This is a genomic window from Pseudoalteromonas prydzensis (assembly GCF_001661495.1).
GTDB lineage: Bacteria > Pseudomonadota > Gammaproteobacteria > Enterobacterales > Alteromonadaceae > Pseudoalteromonas > Pseudoalteromonas prydzensis.
This window is the reverse complement of the sequence record NZ_BDDT01000006.1, coordinates 136,050-151,797: the sequence shown is the minus strand read 5'-3', so window position 1 is coordinate 151,797 and position 15,748 is coordinate 136,050. Positions and strand designations below refer to the sequence as shown.

The following is a 15,748-nucleotide window of genomic DNA, read 5'->3' as shown; positions in this document are numbered from 1 at the left end:
GTTGCTTTAAATTCATAAACAACAAATTATTGGAAGGAATTACATTTTAGCGCCATATTTTCGCTAGGCAAAAAAAAGCGCGTTAAAAACGCGCTTTAATAAGTGTTAACTTGTCGAATTAACTAACAACTTTTACTGGTACTGCTTGTCCAGCGTTAAACTTAGTTGTCATCGCTTCTTCAACAGGTGTAAACGATGTAAGGTCAATGCCTTCAACCGCTGACTTGTACTCTTCGATAGTCGGGAAGCGACCAAGCACAGTAGAAAGCACTACAAGCGGCGTTGAACCTAGTAGTGACTCACCTTTTTTCTCAGCTGTATCGGCTACTACACGGCCTTGGAACAGACGTGTTGACGTTGCGATTACAGTGTCACCAGGTTCTGCTTTCTCTTGGTTACCCATACATAGGTTACAACCAGGGCGTTCTAGGTATAAGATATTTTCATACTTAGTACGTGCAGCTGTTTTTGGTTTTTCATCATCAAATTCAAAGCCAGCGTATTTAGCAAGAATATCCCAATCGCCTTCAGCTTTAAGCTCATCAACAATGTTATATGTTGGTGGAGCAACAACAAGTGGCGCTTTGAATGAGATAGAACCGTTTTTCTGCTCAAGGTTACGTAGCATGTGAGCAATAATTTTCATATCGCCTTTGTGAACCATACACGAACCAACAAAACCTAAATCAACAGGCTTGTCGTTGTAAAAAGAAACAGGGCGGATCACATCGTGAGTATAACGCTTAGAAACATCGTCGTTATTTACGTCTGGATCGGCAATCATTGGCTCAACGATTTGGTCTAAATCAACCACTACTTCTGCGTGGTATTTAGCGTTGTCATCTGGAGAAAGTGCTGGCTCTTCACCAGATTGGATACCAGCAATACGTTTGTCAGCTAAATCGATTAGACCTTGCAACGTTTGCGCTTCGTTATCCATACCTTTGTTGATCATGATCTGGATACGGCTCTTAGCCAGCTCAATTGACTTGATCAGCGTTTCGTCGTTTGAAATACAGATTGAAGCTTTCGCTTTCATTTCTGCAGTCCAGTCCGTGAAGGTAAACGCTTGGTCAGCCATAAGCGTACCAATGTGTACTTCAATGATACGGCCTTGGAAAACGTTTTCGCCACCAAATTGCTTCAGCATTTGCGCTTGCGTTGCATGTACAACGTCGCGGAAATCCATGTGCTTAGCCATGCTGCCTTTAAACGTTACTTTAACAGAATCAGGAATTGGCATAGCTGATTCACCAGTAGCAAGTGCAACCGCAACAGTACCTGAGTCGGCACCAAAGGCAACACCTTTCGACATACGAGTATGCGAGTCACCACCGATGATGATTGCGCGGTCGTCAATGGTAATGTCGTTCAATACTTTGTGGATAACGTCTGTCATTGCATGGTAAACGCCTTTCGGGTCACGTGCAGTGATAAGACCAAACTTATTCATAAACGCCATTAGTTTAGGAATATTAGCTTGTGCTTTGCTATCCCATACTGATGCAGTGTGACAACCAGACTGATATGCACCATCAACAAGTGGTGAAATTGTTGAAGCAGCCATTGCTTCTAATTCTTGCGCCGTCATTGGACCGGTTGTATCTTGCGAGCCAACGATGTTCACTTTAACGCGCACATTTGAACCTGCGTGAAGTGGCGTATCTGATAGTACACCTACCGCATTACGGTTAAAGATTTTTTCAACCGCTGTTAAACCTTGTCCTGCATGTGAAATTTCTTTTGAAGGTGCATATACAAGCGGAGTGTCAATACCCAGTGTTTCAGCAGCAAACGTTTGTAGTTTTTTACCAAATACAACGGCGTAAGAACCACCAGCTCGCATAAATTCAACTTTTTGTGGTGTGAATGCTGATGAAATATCAACCAATTCTTTATCGCCGTTATAAAGCTTTTTCTCTTTTGTATTGATTGTTAACACAGTACCAGTGGCAACTGAATAAGCTTCTTCAAGCACAGCATCGCCATTTTCATCAGTGACTGTATTGCCGTCTGCATCGACTTTCTTAACCCAGTTTTTAAGGTCAAGACCGATACCGCCCGTTACATCAACCGTTGTTAAGAAGATTGGTGCGATACCATTAGTACCTGCAACAACAGGAGCAATGTTGATGAAAGGAACGTATGGACTTGCTTGTTTACCAGCCCAAAGTGCAACGTTATTCACACCCGACATACGAGATGAACCAACGCCCATGGTGCCTTTTTCAGCAATAAGCATGACTTTAGCGTTAGGGTGTTTCTTTTGAAGTTCAACAATTTCTTGTTGTGCTTCTTCAGTGATCATGCACTTACCATGTAATTCACGGTCAGCACGCGAGTGCGCTTGGTTACCTGGAGACAGTAAATCAGTCGAGATGTCGCCTTCACCAGCAATGTAGGTTACTACATCGATTTTTTCTTCGATGTCAGGTAATTTTGTGAAAAATTCAGCTTTTGCGAAACTCTCTAGTAACTCTTTTGCAATCGCGTTGCCTGCTTCGTATGCCGCTTTTATGCGCGCCATATCTGCATCGTATAAGAATACTTGAGTCTTAAGTACTTCAGCTGCTTGTGCTGCGATTGCTGCGTCATCAGCAAATGCTAAATCAATTAGCATTTCAATTGATGGGCCGCCTTTCATGTGTGAAAGTAACTCAAATGCGAATTCTGGAGTGATCTCTGCAACTTGTTCTTCACCAAGAATGATTTCTTTTAAAAACTGTGCTTTAACGCCCGCAGCACTGGTTGTTCCTGGTAATGTATTGAAGATAAAGAAATGCAGTGAATCTTTACGGTGCTCGTTATTAGTATCTTTAATTTGATTAATGATTTCTGATACTAGCTCAGCGCTATCGATTGGTTGTGGGTTTAATCCAAGCTCCGTTTTACGGGTTTGGATTTCTTCCATATATTTTGTATACAAACTCATAGAAAACTCTCGGTATTTTACTTGATATGAAGTTAAGCATTTTAACTGATTTTACAGTATCTAGTAATGCCTAAATGAATAAAGCTTTTGTGCCCAGCTATAATTATAGCTAGTTTTACTTACTATACTTTGACGATATTCATTGCACGGCCTTAGATCCTATCGCACCTAAGCCATTAATTGTATATATATAATGAATTCTCACTATAAACACGGTGAATGAAGCTTGTATCGTTTAACTAATTTTCGGGCACAAAAAAGGGCTGAAAATTCAGCCCCTAATTAATTTAGATTCTAAATTATAGATTATCTAAAAAGCGTTCAGCGTCTAATGCAGCCATACAGCCAGTACCCGCAGAAGTGATTGCTTGACGGTAGATATGATCAGACACGTCACCTGCTGCAAAAACACCCGGTACGCTGGTTTGCGTTGCGTTACCGTGAAGCCCTGACTCAACCACTAAGTAGCCGTCTTTCATTTCAAGTTGGCCTACGAACATGTCGGTATTTGGTTTATGGCCAATGGCAATAAATACACCAGCTAAATCAAGTTCTTCAGTGGCGTCTGAATTTGCATCTTTAATACGAATGCCGGTAACGCCCATTTGGTCACCCAGTACTTCATCAAGCGTGCGGTTGTAATGCAGTACTACATTACCGTTTGCCGCTTTTTCAGCTAAGCGATCCGCGAGGATTTTTTCACTGCGGAAACTATCACGACGGTGAATTACGTGAACTTCTTCAGCAATATTTGATAAATAAAGTGCTTCTTCAACAGCGGTATTACCACCGCCAACAACCGCTACTTTTTGACCTTTGTAGAAAAAGCCATCACAAGTAGCACAGGCTGATACGCCTCGGCCTTGGAAGTTAGTTTCAGACTCAAGGCCTAAGTATTTAGCTGAAGCGCCCGTTGCGATGATCAATGCATCACACGTATATGTGCCTTGATCGCCAGTTAATGTAAATGGACGTTTAGACACATCAACAGTATGAATATGGTCAAATACAATTTCAGTTTCAAAGCGCTCGGCATGCTCTTTCATACGATCCATTAATGCAGGACCTGTTAAACCATGAGCATCGCCCGGCCAGTTTTCAACTTCAGTTGTGGTTGTAAGTTGACCGCCTTGTTGCATGCCCGTAATCAATACCGGGTTTAAGTTTGCACGCGCTGCGTAGACTGCTGCGGTGTAACCTGCAGGGCCAGATCCTAAAATTAGTAACTTACAATGTTTTACTTCACTCATGTTATTTCTATCCTAAACGTTTCAATAGCGTATTAATGCGCTCGATTTTAAGAGAAACAAGGGGGAAGTAAATAAAAGTGGCGATTATTTTTTTTTCTAAATCGCAAAGCTGTCAAATATTGTGTACTAGAATTGCGATAAGTGTACGATTTGTATGATATCTGAGCTATTAATTCAGTATTAACGAAGCGCATGACGTTAATTCATGACCAAACTGTGTTTTTTTGATATGTTTTAACTAATTTTGATTTGTGACCCTGTAAAAGGGTGACCTAAGTGAATAGGCAACTATGTTATTTTGGCAGGAAAAACCCGCGTACGGGTTGACTTCAAAAGACGTTAACGTCTTAACCAATGCACAAGAATATCGCACACATTTATTAACACTAATTGCGCAGGCTAAAACACGCATTTATATAACCACGCTTTATCTACAAGATGATGAAGCTGGGCGCGAAGTGCTCGAAGCGTTACATTTGGCGTCACTTGCCAACCCAGCGTTAGAGGTTAAAGTGTTGGTTGACTTTCATCGTGCTCAACGCGGTTTAATTGGTGCTGCAAAGTCAGACGGAAACGCTAGCTTATATTGTGAATACCAAGAAAAGTATCAATCCAATGTACAAATATTTGGTGTGCCAGTAAAAGCCAAAGAACTATTTGGTGTATTGCATTTAAAAGGCTTTGTAATTGATGACACGCTGCTTTATAGCGGCGCCAGCTTAAACAATGTGTATTTACAGTATCAAGACCGCTACCGACTAGACCGTTATTTTTTGGTCAAGCAGGCTGCGCTGTGTGATTCTATTATTAAGTTTATTGAGCAAGAACTGTTGAGCTCAGAGGCCGTACCGCGTATTGATATGCGGCCGCTAACAAAGTTTAATGATATTAAAGTTGTGCAAAAACAATTGATGCGTACTTTAAAACAAGCGGGCTATGCACACAGTAATGTGCAGAATCAGCAAGCGTTAGGTGTCAGGTTATTTTTGGGGCTAGGGCGTCGTAGTAATGAGCTCAACAGGGTGATCAAATCATTATTTGATACCACAGAGCAAGAATTAGTACTTTACACCCCATACTTTAATTTCCCTGCACCGTTAATGCGCTCATTGCGCCGCTTACTAAAACAAGGCAAGCAAGTAACCATTGTTGTGGGTGATAAAACCGCCAATGACTTTTACCTGCCGCCAAGTGAGCCGTTTAGTAAAATTGGCGCTTTGCCGTATCTATATGAAACGATTTTGCATAAGTTTTTAAAATCGCAAAAACGTCATATCAACAATGGTAATTTAAATGTTTATTTGTGGCAGCACGAATCTAATTCGTTTCATTTAAAAGGCATTTGTGCTGATCGTAAATATCATTTATTAAGTGGTCATAATTTAAACCCGCGTGCATGGGGTTTAGATATTGAAAACGGTATTTTATTAGAAGACCCAGAGCAAAGCTTAATGTCGGCTATTGATAATGAAAGAGCTGAAATATTAAAACATTGCCGCCGTCTAAATGGTGCTGAAGATTTAGAAACCATGGACGATTACCCGCCAGCAGTTAAAAAGCTATTAGGTCAAGCCAAACGTGTCAAAGTCGACTTTATTATTAAGCGTTTTATTTAAGTAAAGGCTTTGAGCAAATAGGGCGCTCAGAATTAGACGGCCAAGGAAAGCCGTTTCCGCTGATCCATATGCGTTTAGCAAAAGTTGCTGAATGCGGTTATTGGTTAGCTGATTTTGCACGCGGGCAAGGAGTCATGAATCAAGTGCTTACTAAAATAGTGCCTTATATAAAAAATAATAGTCACGCAAAAGTGATTGAGTTTTGTTGTTTAGACGAAAACCTAGCGAGCATTAAAGTTGTGCAACGCGCAGGCGCACAATTTAAATATTATCAAAAGGACACATCAATCTTCATTGCTAATAAGCATCAGCGTTTAGGTGTATATGAAATAAAGCTAACGTGAACAGTACAGATGGTAAATAATAAAAAAAGGCGCAATACAATTGATATCGCGCTTTATTATTCTCGCTAACTCGCTAAAACGTCCACTCAACATGAAATTGCGGTACCGACTCTGTGGTATCAGTGCCTAGTTTGTTATGCCAGTATTGCCATTCAAGGCCAAGTAACAGCGTATTTTCTTTCATACTGATGGCGTGCCCTAAATCCCAAGTAATAATCGGTTGCGCTAAGATCCACGCTTTTACGTCTTCACCAAATTCATTTTCACGTTCAGCAATGTATTCAACATGACCGGTGACATTAAATTTTTGCGATCCAATTGAAAACGGGTAACCCCATGCAACATCTAGCATCCAACTATTTGTTTCAATAGGCGCACCACCACGAGCAACGCCATCGTTATCATCAATATAGGCCGTCACTAACGTTGATAGAAAGGTAAAGCCAGGCGCTTGCCAGTTTACTTTTACACCGGGTAAATACTTTAATACTTTTGAATCACCGGCTGCGTTAAAGCCCGCCGTTAGGCCGATATCAGCAATCGCTCCATAAGACATATCGTTGCCGGATATTTTCGACAGACTGAATGTTGAGTACCACTCGCCGTAAAAATCTTTATCTTGATAGCCATCATCAGTGGCGTCATTAATATAGTCAATAAAGAAGAAGTTATCGCCATAATCATAGGCTGATGCGTGCTGTAAAGACGCGATAGTGGTATTTGATTTTTGCCCTGTGAATGGGTTTTTAAAATCACCATTGTTAAGGTGTAATGCTGTGTTGCTCCAGTTAGCCGCTTGGCTAGAGGTGCTTGCCAAACAAATGGCAGCGAAGACGACGGTTTTTTTCAATGTCTTATCTCGAATTTAAAGGTTGTTAAGTAATCCAAAAACGAGATTATAGCAGATACGCCGAAAGTTAGCGTATCTGCTTAATAAATTTATGCTTTATTACGACGTAAGCAAATCACCGCAATCGCAGTAAACGCTAATATAAAACAGTAGTATGATGAAGTAGATACTTGCCACGGGCTAATTTTAAATGTCGCGCCAAGTAGTAACGCTTGTGCACCATAAGGAAGAGAGCCTTGCGTAACACAGGCGAAAATATCCAATAAGCTGGCAGAGCGCTTACCGCTTATCTCACCGTCATCAGCCAACTTTTTAGCAATAGGACCGGCTACGATGATAGACACGGTATTGTTAGCAATACACAGGTTACTGGTCATCACTAATGCCGCAATACCCAGTTGATCAGCCACTTTTCGGTGCCACTTAGCAATTACCTTAGTGATCGCTTGAATCTTTTGCGCGATATAATCTAAGCCGCCATTAATGCGAATAAACTCAGACAGGCCACCGATAAACATCGACAGTAAAAAGATTTCCTGCATATCAGTAAAGCCTTTGTAAATGTCTTTTACAAAGCTGGCGCCTTCATAGCTGCCAGTAAAGCCCATCAATGCTGCAAATATAATACCGCTGAACAGCACCACAAATACATTAAAGCCCATGACCGCCAGCACTAAGATAAATGCATAAGGCAGTACTAATAGAATATCGTAATCTTTGGTTTCGACCGCTTGTGCTGCTGGGGTTAAAAACAATAATAAACCAATTGTCAGGATAGCCGCAGGCAAGGCGATTTTTAAATTCTCACGGAATTTATCTTTCATTTCACAACCTTGAGTACGGGTTGCGGCAATAGTGGTATCAGAAATAATTGATAAGTTGTCACCAAACATGGCGCCAGAAACAATCGTACCGGCCATCAACGCAGGATCAATGCCTGTTTTAATCGATACCGCATAAGCAATCGGGCCAATTGCACCAATTGTACCCATTGAAGTACCCATGGCCGTTGAGACCACCGCAGCAATTAAAAATAAACCCGGTAACAGTAAAGCAGGGGGAATAAGTGATAAACCGGCATTTACAACAGCATCAACACCCCCTGTAGCGCCGGCAACGGCGGAGAAAGCACCTGCAAGTAAGTAAATTAAACACATGGTAATGATGTTGTTGTGACCAGCACCTTTTATAAAGGTTTCTACACTGTGATTTATGGTGTTTTTATTAAGGATAAACGCCAGCATGATCGCCGGTAAAATCGCAACAGGGGCAGGGAGCTGATAAAAAGCGTAATCAACCCCTTGAGATTGCAGGTATAAACCCGCGCCTAAAAATAAGGCGACAAACGTAAGTAGCGGCAGCAAAGATAACTTTGCGTTAGTTTTATTAAATGATGGCTGCATCATATTCCTCGTTAGATAACTCGTAGCAACTAGTGCAGCAAAAACATCCTTCTTTTAGCAGCATTTAGTTGTGTGCTTATCAAAGTGATAAGTAACTCAACAGCGCCCGCAAGCCAAAGACCAAATCGGCGCAAAGAAAGAAGTTTAAATGTATAGATGGCTAAAGTCTATGGGTATCTGTTATTATTATTTTAAAAGGCGTACCTGACTATTACATGAGTTTTAGATAAAATCTAGCCAACATAAAAGCAAAGGTTAATTAAAATGAATCGAATCGGCGTATTTGGCGCAAATGGAAGAATGGGGCTGGCATTAGTTGAAGCCGCACATAAAAATAATCATGCCGAGCTGGGAGCAGCCTATGTACGAAGCAGTTCACCTTTATTAAATATTGCTGTTAATCAATTAAATAGTGCCGCACCTCCAACCGTTAACTTCAGTGATGAGCGTAATGTAGGCAATATTGACGTATTGATTGATTTTACCCTTCCTGCGGGAATGCGTGAGCATTTAAAAATAGCCGTGGCAGAAAACATCCCGATGGTAATTGGCACAACAGGCCTAAATGATGACGATATGCTGGCGTTACAAGCGGCGGCTAAGCACATTCCTATTGTGTTTGCGCGTAATTACAGTGTGGGCGTAAATCTACTGTTGAATTTAGTGCAAACCGCCGCGACTAAATTTGGTGATGATTTAGATATTGAAATTTTTGAAGCGCATCACCGCCATAAAATTGATGCGCCATCGGGTACAGCTTTAGCCATTGGTGAAGCTATTGCCGCTGCAAAAGGCTGGGATCACGATGAAGTTGCGGTGTTTGACCGTAGCAAAGTAGAAACAGAAAAATCGCAAAATGAAATTGGTTATTCGGTGCTCAGAGGCGGCGACATAGTTGGTGAACACACCGCATATTTCGCAACTTCTGGCGAAAGGCTTGAATTAACTCATAAAGCAAGTTCTCGAATGACCTTTGCGTTAGGCGCAGTAAGAGCTGCAGGCTGGTTGAAAAATAAGCCGGTAGGACTTTATGATATGCAAGATGTGCTTGACTTGAAGTAGTTTTCTTGCCTTTTTGGCGCTTTGGTGGTTTTTTTAGCTAATAGCGCTTATTTTTAGTAATTATTGAAATAGGGTTAGACCTAAATACGAAATTACTATAGAATAGCGCCAATTTGCCAAAAATTCATAATTGCGTGTTTCCAATCGCTATAAACGGGTAGTAAAGCAAATGACTTTACTCCCGTTTTTTACTGTTAGGAGGTTAACTTGACTAAATCCGCTCTGTTAGTTCTAGAAGACGGCACAGTGTTTCGCGGTACTGCAATCGGCGCTGACGGCATGTCAGTCGGCGAAGTAGTATTCAATACGTCTATGACTGGTTATCAGGAAATCCTGACCGACCCTTCATACGCGGAACAAATCGTAACTTTGACGTACCCACATATCGGTAATACGGGTACTAACAGCGAAGACGAAGAAGCGAGTCACATTTGGGCGAAAGGCCTTGTGATCCGTGATTTGCCACTGCTAGCAAGTAATTTTCGTAACGAGCAATCGTTAGATGATTACTTAAAACAACGCAATATCTTAGGTATTGCAGATATCGACACTCGTAAATTGACTCGTATTTTGCGCGATAAAGGCGCTCAAAACGGCTGTATTATTGCAGGTGATGATATCGACGAAAGCAAAGCGCTCGCAGCTGCGCAAGCCTTCCCAGGCTTAAAAGGCATGGATTTAGCAAAAGTAGTCTCAACCAAGGAAAATTTCCAGTGGAATGAATCAAGCTGGACACTGGGTGAAGGGTTTAAAACCTTGAACGCAGAAGATGAGAAATTTCACGTTGTCGCTTATGACTTCGGTGTAAAACGTAATATTTTACGTATGCTTGTAGACCGTGGTTGTAAATTAACCGTTGTTCCTGCACAAACCTCGGCAGCCGACGTGTTAGCACTTAACCCAGATGGTATCTTTTTATCAAATGGCCCAGGTGACCCAGAGCCGTGTACATACGCGATTGAAGCAATTAAAACCTTCTTAGAAACAGAGACACCAATTTTTGGTATTTGTTTAGGTCATCAATTGTTAGCACTCGCCTCAGGTGCTAAAACAGTAAAAATGAAGTTTGGTCATCACGGTGGTAACCACCCAGTGAAAGACTTAGACCGCGATGTAGTTATGATCACTGCACAAAACCACGGTTTTGCTGCGGATGAAGCAACGCTACCTGATAACCTTCGTGCAACGCATAAATCGTTATTCGATGGTACCTTGCAAGGTATTCATCGTACTGATAAGCCAGCGTTTAGCTTCCAAGGTCACCCAGAAGCAAGCCCAGGTCCGCACGATGCAGCGCCATTATTTGATCACTTCATCGACTTGATGCAAGCACGTAACAACTAATTATACCGGAGTAACAATGCCAAAACGTACCGACATAAAAAGCATTCTTATCCTAGGCGCAGGCCCGATTGTAATCGGCCAAGCCTGTGAATTTGACTACTCTGGTGCTCAAGCGTGTAAAGCACTAAGAGAAGAAGGCTATCGAGTTATTTTAGTTAACTCAAACCCTGCAACAATTATGACTGATCCTGATATGGCCGATGCGACGTATATCGAACCAATTCACTGGGAAGTTGTTGAAAAAATTATTGAAAAAGAAAAGCCAGATGCAGTACTGCCCACTATGGGTGGTCAAACTGCATTAAACTGTGCATTAGAACTTGATAAGCACGGTGTATTGGCAAAACACGGCGTTGAGCTAATCGGCGCAACCGCAGATGCAATCGACAAAGCAGAAAACCGTGAACGTTTCGATAAAGCGATGAAAAACATCGGCCTTGAATGTCCACGTGCTGAAATCGCGCACTCAATGGAAGAAGCCCGCGATACTATGTCTCGTATCGGTTTACCATGTATCATTCGTCCTTCTTTCACTATGGGCGGCACCGGTGGTGGTGTTGCATATAACCTAGAAGAGTTCGAAGAGATTTGTGAACGCGGTTTAGACCTTTCTCCAACTAGCGAATTATTGATTGATGAATCACTAATTGGCTGGAAAGAATATGAGATGGAAGTTGTTCGCGACAAAAAAGACAACTGTATCATCGTCTGCTCTATTGAAAATTTTGACCCAATGGGCGTGCACACAGGGGATTCAATCACTGTGGCACCAGCACAAACCCTAACCGACAAAGAATACCAAATCATGCGTAATGCCTCTATGGCAGTACTACGTGAGATTGGTGTTGAAACCGGTGGTTCAAACGTACAGTTTGGTGTAAATCCAGTTGATGGCCGTATGGTTATCATCGAGATGAACCCTCGTGTATCACGTTCATCAGCACTTGCATCTAAAGCAACAGGCTTCCCGATTGCTAAAATCGCCGCTAAGCTTGCTGTAGGTTACACGTTAGACGAGCTACAAAATGATATCACTGGCGGTAAAACACCAGCATCTTTTGAGCCGTCAATCGATTACGTAGTAACAAAAATTCCTCGCTTTAACTTTGAAAAATTTGCCGGTGCAAACGACCGTTTAACCACGCAAATGAAATCAGTGGGCGAAGTGATGGCGATTGGTCGTAACCAACAAGAGTCACTACAAAAAGCATTGCGTGGCCTTGAAGTTGGCGCAACGGGCTTTAACCCGATTGTGGCACTTGATGACCCGAAAGCAAAAGAAAAAATCATCCGTGAATTACGTGAGCCAGGTGCTGAGCGTATTTGGTACATTGCCGATGCAATGCGCCATGGTATGAGCGTTGATGATGTTTTTGAACTAACTAAGATTGACCCTTGGTACCTTGTTCAAATCGAAGACATTCTTAAAGATGAAGCTAAAATCGCTGAAGTTGGCATGGCTGGTTTAAATGCAGACTTCTTACGTAAATTAAAGCGTAAAGGTTTTGCTGACCCGCGTATCGCTGAAATTGCGGGTGTTTCTGAAGCTGAAATTCGTAAAAAGCGTCACCAATTAAACATCGTGCCTGTTTACAAGCGCGTTGATACCTGCGCCGCTGAATTTAGTTCAGACACCGCTTACATGTACTCATCTTACGATGAAGAATGTGAAGCAAATCCATCAGATCGTGACAAAATCATGGTTATCGGTGGCGGTCCTAACCGTATCGGCCAAGGTATTGAATTTGACTACTGTTGTGTACACGCAGCGCTTGCACTGCGTGAAGACGGTTACGAGACTATCATGGTTAACTGTAACCCTGAGACAGTGTCTACCGATTACGATACCTCAGACCGTTTATACTTCGAGCCAATTACCCTTGAAGACGTACTTGAAATTGTACGTGTTGAGAAGCCTAAAGGCGTTATCGTGCAGTACGGTGGTCAAACGCCACTGAAACTTGCTCGTGAACTTGAAGCTAACGGCGTGCCAGTGATTGGTACTTCGCCAGATGCCATTGACCGCGCAGAAGACCGTGAGCGTTTCCAACAACTTGTTGAGCGTTTAGATTTACTACAGCCTGAAAACGCAACGGTAACTTCAACTGAAGAAGCAATTGCTAAATCAGCTGAAATTGGCTTCCCACTGGTTGTACGTCCTTCGTACGTACTAGGTGGCCGTGCCATGGAAATCGTCTATGACGAGCAAGACTTACGTCGTTACATGACCGAAGCAGTATCTGCATCAAATGAAGCACCAGTATTACTTGACCGTTTCTTAGATAACGCGATTGAAGTTGACGTTGACGCAATTTGCGACGGCGAGCAAGTCATCATCGGCGGTATCATGGAGCATATCGAGCAAGCCGGTGTTCACTCTGGTGACTCAGCGTGTTCATTACCTGCACACTCGTTATCACAAGAAGTGCAAGACGTAATGCGCAAGCAAGTAACAGATATGGCACTTGAGCTTGGCGTAGTTGGTTTGATGAATACTCAGTTTGCTGTTAAAGATGGCAAAGTGTACTTAATCGAAGTAAACCCACGTGCTGCACGTACTGTACCGTTTGTATCAAAAGCAACCGGTGTAGCCCTTGCTAAAGTAGCGGCACGTTGTATGGCGGGTCAATCGCTGGCAAGTCAAGGCATTACTAAAGAAGTAATTCCTCCTTACTACAGCGTGAAAGAAGTGGTACTACCGTTTGCTAAGTTCCAAGGCGTGGATCCAATCCGTGGCCCTGAAATGCGCTCAACCGGTGAAGTAATGGGTGTGGGCGATACATTCGCTGAAGCCTTTGCAAAAGCACAATTAGGTGCAAGCAACACTTTACCACGCGGTGGCCGCGCGTTACTATCAGTGCGTAATAGCGATAAACCACGTATTGTTGAACTAGCTAAAACCATGACTGAGCTTGGTTTTGAACTAGATGCAACAGGTGGCACAGCTGCAGCCCTTGAAGATGCTGGAATTGCGGTACGCCGTGTAAACAAAGTATTTGAAGGTCGCCCGCATATTCTTGATAGAATCAAAAATGGCGAGTATAGCTATATCGTTAATACCACCGAAGGTCGCCAAGCGATCGAAGATTCGAAGGTGTTACGTCGTGGTGCATTGCAACACAAGACTAACTATACGACGACGCTTAATGCGGCATTTGCTAACTGTACTGCTAACCAAGCAGACGACCGTAGCAAAGTAACGTCAGTTCAAGAACTACACCTGAGATTGAACTAAGGAAATGTGCCAAGGCCGTTATGCGCGGCCTTGGGATTAAGTGAGAAAAGTATGCAATCAATTCCGATGACAGTTCGTGGCGCTGATTTACTGCGCAAAGAGCTTAACGAATTAAAAACAGTTACCCGTCCAAAAATCGTTGCAGATATAGCTGATGCACGTGAACACGGTGACTTAAAAGAAAACGCTGAATATCATGCTGCGCGTGAGCAACAGGGTTTTTGTGAAGGCCGTATTCAAGAAATTGAAGCCAAGCTTTCAAATGTACAAATTATTGATGTAACTAAATTGCCAAACACCGGTAAAGTTATTTTTGGCACTACGGTAACGATTGTAAATGTTGAAACCGATGCTGAAGTAACCTACCAAATTGTTGGTGATGATGAAGCGGATATTAAAAACCACCGTATTTCGGTTAACTCACCAATCGCTCGCGGTTTAATTGGTAAACAAGCAGACGATGCTGTGATCATTAAAACGCCAAATGGTGATGTTGAATACGAAGTTATTGAAGTGCAGTACATTTAATTACTTTACTCATTTTCACGCTTTTAAAAACCGATGCCAGCATCGGTTTTTTTATGCCTCAAACAACCTCGACATTCTTTAATAAATTGGGTACGTTAAGCTAACGTATTGATAATTGGTAGATGTTGATGACAGCCATTACTTTTCCAGATGCATTAAAAAACGGCGATAAAATCGCCATTTGTGCCTTTTCATCCGGTGTTGATAGCGTCTTCCAGCCACGCCTTGAGCGCGTACTTAGCGGTTTAACACGCCGTGGTTACCAAGTAGTGGAGGGCGAATGTGTAAGGCAACAAAGCAGCCCAGCAAAACAACGCGCCGATGAGCTGATGGCGTTTTTAGTTGATGATAGCATTGCGGCAATTATGCCGCCTTGGGGTGGGGAACTTGCCATGGAAGTGCTGCCATACCTGGATTTTAATGCAATTAAACAAGCTCGCCCGAAATGGCTCGTTGGCTTTTCAGATGTCAGCACGCTTGCTTGTGTATTAACCGCACGTTGCGGCTGGGCAACATTACATTGTACCAACTTAATGCAACTGCATCCAAACGAGCAAGATACTCACTGCTTACAAGTATTTAAAACGCTTGAGCTCGAAGCGGGTAGTGAATTTACGCAAACACCCGCGCCGTGTTATCAAGCTGATGCAATTAATTATGCCAAAGTACCTGATGCGCTATTTTCACTCACGCAACCGAGCCAATGGCGTTGTTTAAACGTCAAAGATAGCCGCGAAGTAGAGCTATCTGGGCGGTTGTTTGGCGGCTGCTTAGACACCCTTGGTTTATTACTGCCATCACCCTTTGTAGCGCTGAATGAATTTAAAAAGCAATTTGCGCCGCATGGGCTGGTTTTATACTTAGAAAATGCCGAGCTTAATGCCAATGCATTAACGCGGTTTTTAATTGCGCTGAAATTGAGTGGTATTTTTAGTGATATAAATGGCCTAATTATTGGCAGAAACGGCGCAAGTAATAACCCAGAGCAACAAAGTGATTATTACCAAGCACTTGAGTTATCCCTTGGCGAATGCTTATTTCCGGTTATTATCGACGCTGATATCGGACATGTCGCACCTAATTTATGTTTAGTGAATGGTGCAACAGTAAAAATGCTCGCAACGCTTGAGAATGCAAAGGTGCTTGATGCACAAATCACCACCAATTTAAGTTAAAAATGAGCG

11 protein-coding genes are annotated in these 15,748 nt (G+C 42.4%); 7 read left to right on the top strand and 4 right to left on the bottom strand.

Annotation, left to right across the window (positions count from 1 at the left end; genetic code table 11):
* Nucleotides 1-118 precede the first annotated feature (118 nt).
* Together A7968_RS13070 and trxB are read right to left on the bottom strand one after the other, a co-directional pair.
* Nucleotides 119-2,932 carry a bifunctional aconitate hydratase 2/2-methylisocitrate dehydratase gene (locus A7968_RS13070; RefSeq protein WP_084448195.1) on the bottom strand — a complete coding sequence of 938 codons (2,814 nt, stop codon included), beginning with the start codon at nt 2,930-2,932 and terminating at the stop codon, nt 119-121.
* 299 nt (nt 2,933-3,231) lie between these two features.
* Entirely contained in the window at nt 3,232-4,182 is a 951-nt protein-coding gene (gene trxB, locus A7968_RS13065; RefSeq protein ID WP_064667012.1) for a thioredoxin-disulfide reductase, read from the bottom strand.
* Nucleotides 4,183-4,472: 290 nt separating this feature from the next.
* Here trxB and pssA point away from each other — a divergent pair, with 290 nt between their 5' ends.
* A complete protein-coding gene (pssA, locus tag A7968_RS13060; RefSeq protein ID WP_064667011.1) occupies nt 4,473-5,798 on the top strand; it encodes a CDP-diacylglycerol--serine O-phosphatidyltransferase in 1,326 nt (441 codons plus the stop codon).
* Between the two features lie 68 nt (nt 5,799-5,866).
* Nucleotides 5,867-6,142, top strand: a complete 276-nt coding sequence (locus A7968_RS23425) for a GNAT family N-acetyltransferase (RefSeq protein WP_064667010.1) — start codon at nt 5,867-5,869, stop codon at nt 6,140-6,142.
* 73 nt (nt 6,143-6,215) lie between these two features.
* Here A7968_RS23425 and A7968_RS13050 read toward each other — a convergent pair whose 3' ends face one another.
* Nucleotides 6,216-6,992 carry a hypothetical protein gene (locus A7968_RS13050; protein ID WP_064667009.1) on the bottom strand — a complete coding sequence of 259 codons (777 nt, stop codon included), beginning with the start codon at nt 6,990-6,992 and terminating at the stop codon, nt 6,216-6,218.
* 89 nt (nt 6,993-7,081) lie between these two features.
* On the bottom strand, nt 7,082-8,395 hold the full coding sequence (locus tag A7968_RS13045) for a Na+/H+ antiporter NhaC family protein (protein WP_064667008.1): 1,314 nt from the start codon (nt 8,393-8,395) through the stop codon (nt 7,082-7,084).
* Nucleotides 8,396-8,659: 264 nt separating this feature from the next.
* On the opposite strand from A7968_RS13045, the gene dapB reads away from it, so the two are divergent.
* The 5 genes from dapB to A7968_RS13020 all read left to right on the top strand — a co-directional run bounded on the left by dapB (nt 8,660) and on the right by A7968_RS13020 (nt 15,739).
* Entirely contained in the window at nt 8,660-9,457 is a 798-nt protein-coding gene (gene dapB / locus A7968_RS13040; RefSeq protein ID WP_064667007.1) for a 4-hydroxy-tetrahydrodipicolinate reductase, read from the top strand.
* A gap of 207 nt (nt 9,458-9,664) precedes the next feature.
* Entirely contained in the window at nt 9,665-10,801 is a 1,137-nt protein-coding gene (carA, locus tag A7968_RS13035) for a glutamine-hydrolyzing carbamoyl-phosphate synthase small subunit (protein WP_064667006.1), read from the top strand.
* Nucleotides 10,802-10,817: 16 nt separating this feature from the next.
* Entirely contained in the window at nt 10,818-14,036 is a 3,219-nt protein-coding gene (gene carB / locus A7968_RS13030) for a carbamoyl-phosphate synthase large subunit (RefSeq protein ID WP_064667005.1), read from the top strand.
* Between the two features lie 51 nt (nt 14,037-14,087).
* Nucleotides 14,088-14,564, top strand: coding sequence for a transcription elongation factor GreA (gene greA / locus A7968_RS13025; RefSeq protein WP_064667004.1), 477 nt, complete (start codon nt 14,088-14,090; stop codon nt 14,562-14,564).
* Between the two features lie 128 nt (nt 14,565-14,692).
* Entirely contained in the window at nt 14,693-15,739 is a 1,047-nt protein-coding gene (locus tag A7968_RS13020) for a S66 family peptidase (protein ID WP_064667003.1), read from the top strand.
* The last annotated feature ends 9 nt before the right edge of the window (nt 15,740-15,748 follow it).

What these genes read in the sequence shown, in the direction of transcription:
- A7968_RS13070 (WP_084448195.1), bottom strand. Translation starts at nt 2,932, where the DNA reads ATGAGTTTGTATACAAAATATATGGAAGAAATCCAAACCCGTAAAACG.
- trxB (WP_064667012.1), bottom strand. Translation starts at nt 4,182, where the DNA reads ATGAGTGAAGTAAAACATTGTAAGTTACTAATTTTAGGATCTGGCCCT.
- pssA (WP_064667011.1), top strand. Translation starts at nt 4,473, where the DNA reads ATGTTATTTTGGCAGGAAAAACCCGCGTACGGGTTGACTTCAAAAGAC.
- A7968_RS23425 (WP_064667010.1), top strand. Translation starts at nt 5,867, where the DNA reads ATGCGTTTAGCAAAAGTTGCTGAATGCGGTTATTGGTTAGCTGATTTT.
- A7968_RS13045 (WP_064667008.1), bottom strand. Translation starts at nt 8,395, where the DNA reads ATGCAGCCATCATTTAATAAAACTAACGCAAAGTTATCTTTGCTGCCG.
- dapB (WP_064667007.1), top strand. Translation starts at nt 8,660, where the DNA reads ATGAATCGAATCGGCGTATTTGGCGCAAATGGAAGAATGGGGCTGGCA.
- carB (WP_064667005.1), top strand. Translation starts at nt 10,818, where the DNA reads ATGCCAAAACGTACCGACATAAAAAGCATTCTTATCCTAGGCGCAGGC.
- greA (WP_064667004.1), top strand. Translation starts at nt 14,088, where the DNA reads ATGCAATCAATTCCGATGACAGTTCGTGGCGCTGATTTACTGCGCAAA.
- A7968_RS13020 (WP_064667003.1), top strand. Translation starts at nt 14,693, where the DNA reads ATGACAGCCATTACTTTTCCAGATGCATTAAAAAACGGCGATAAAATC.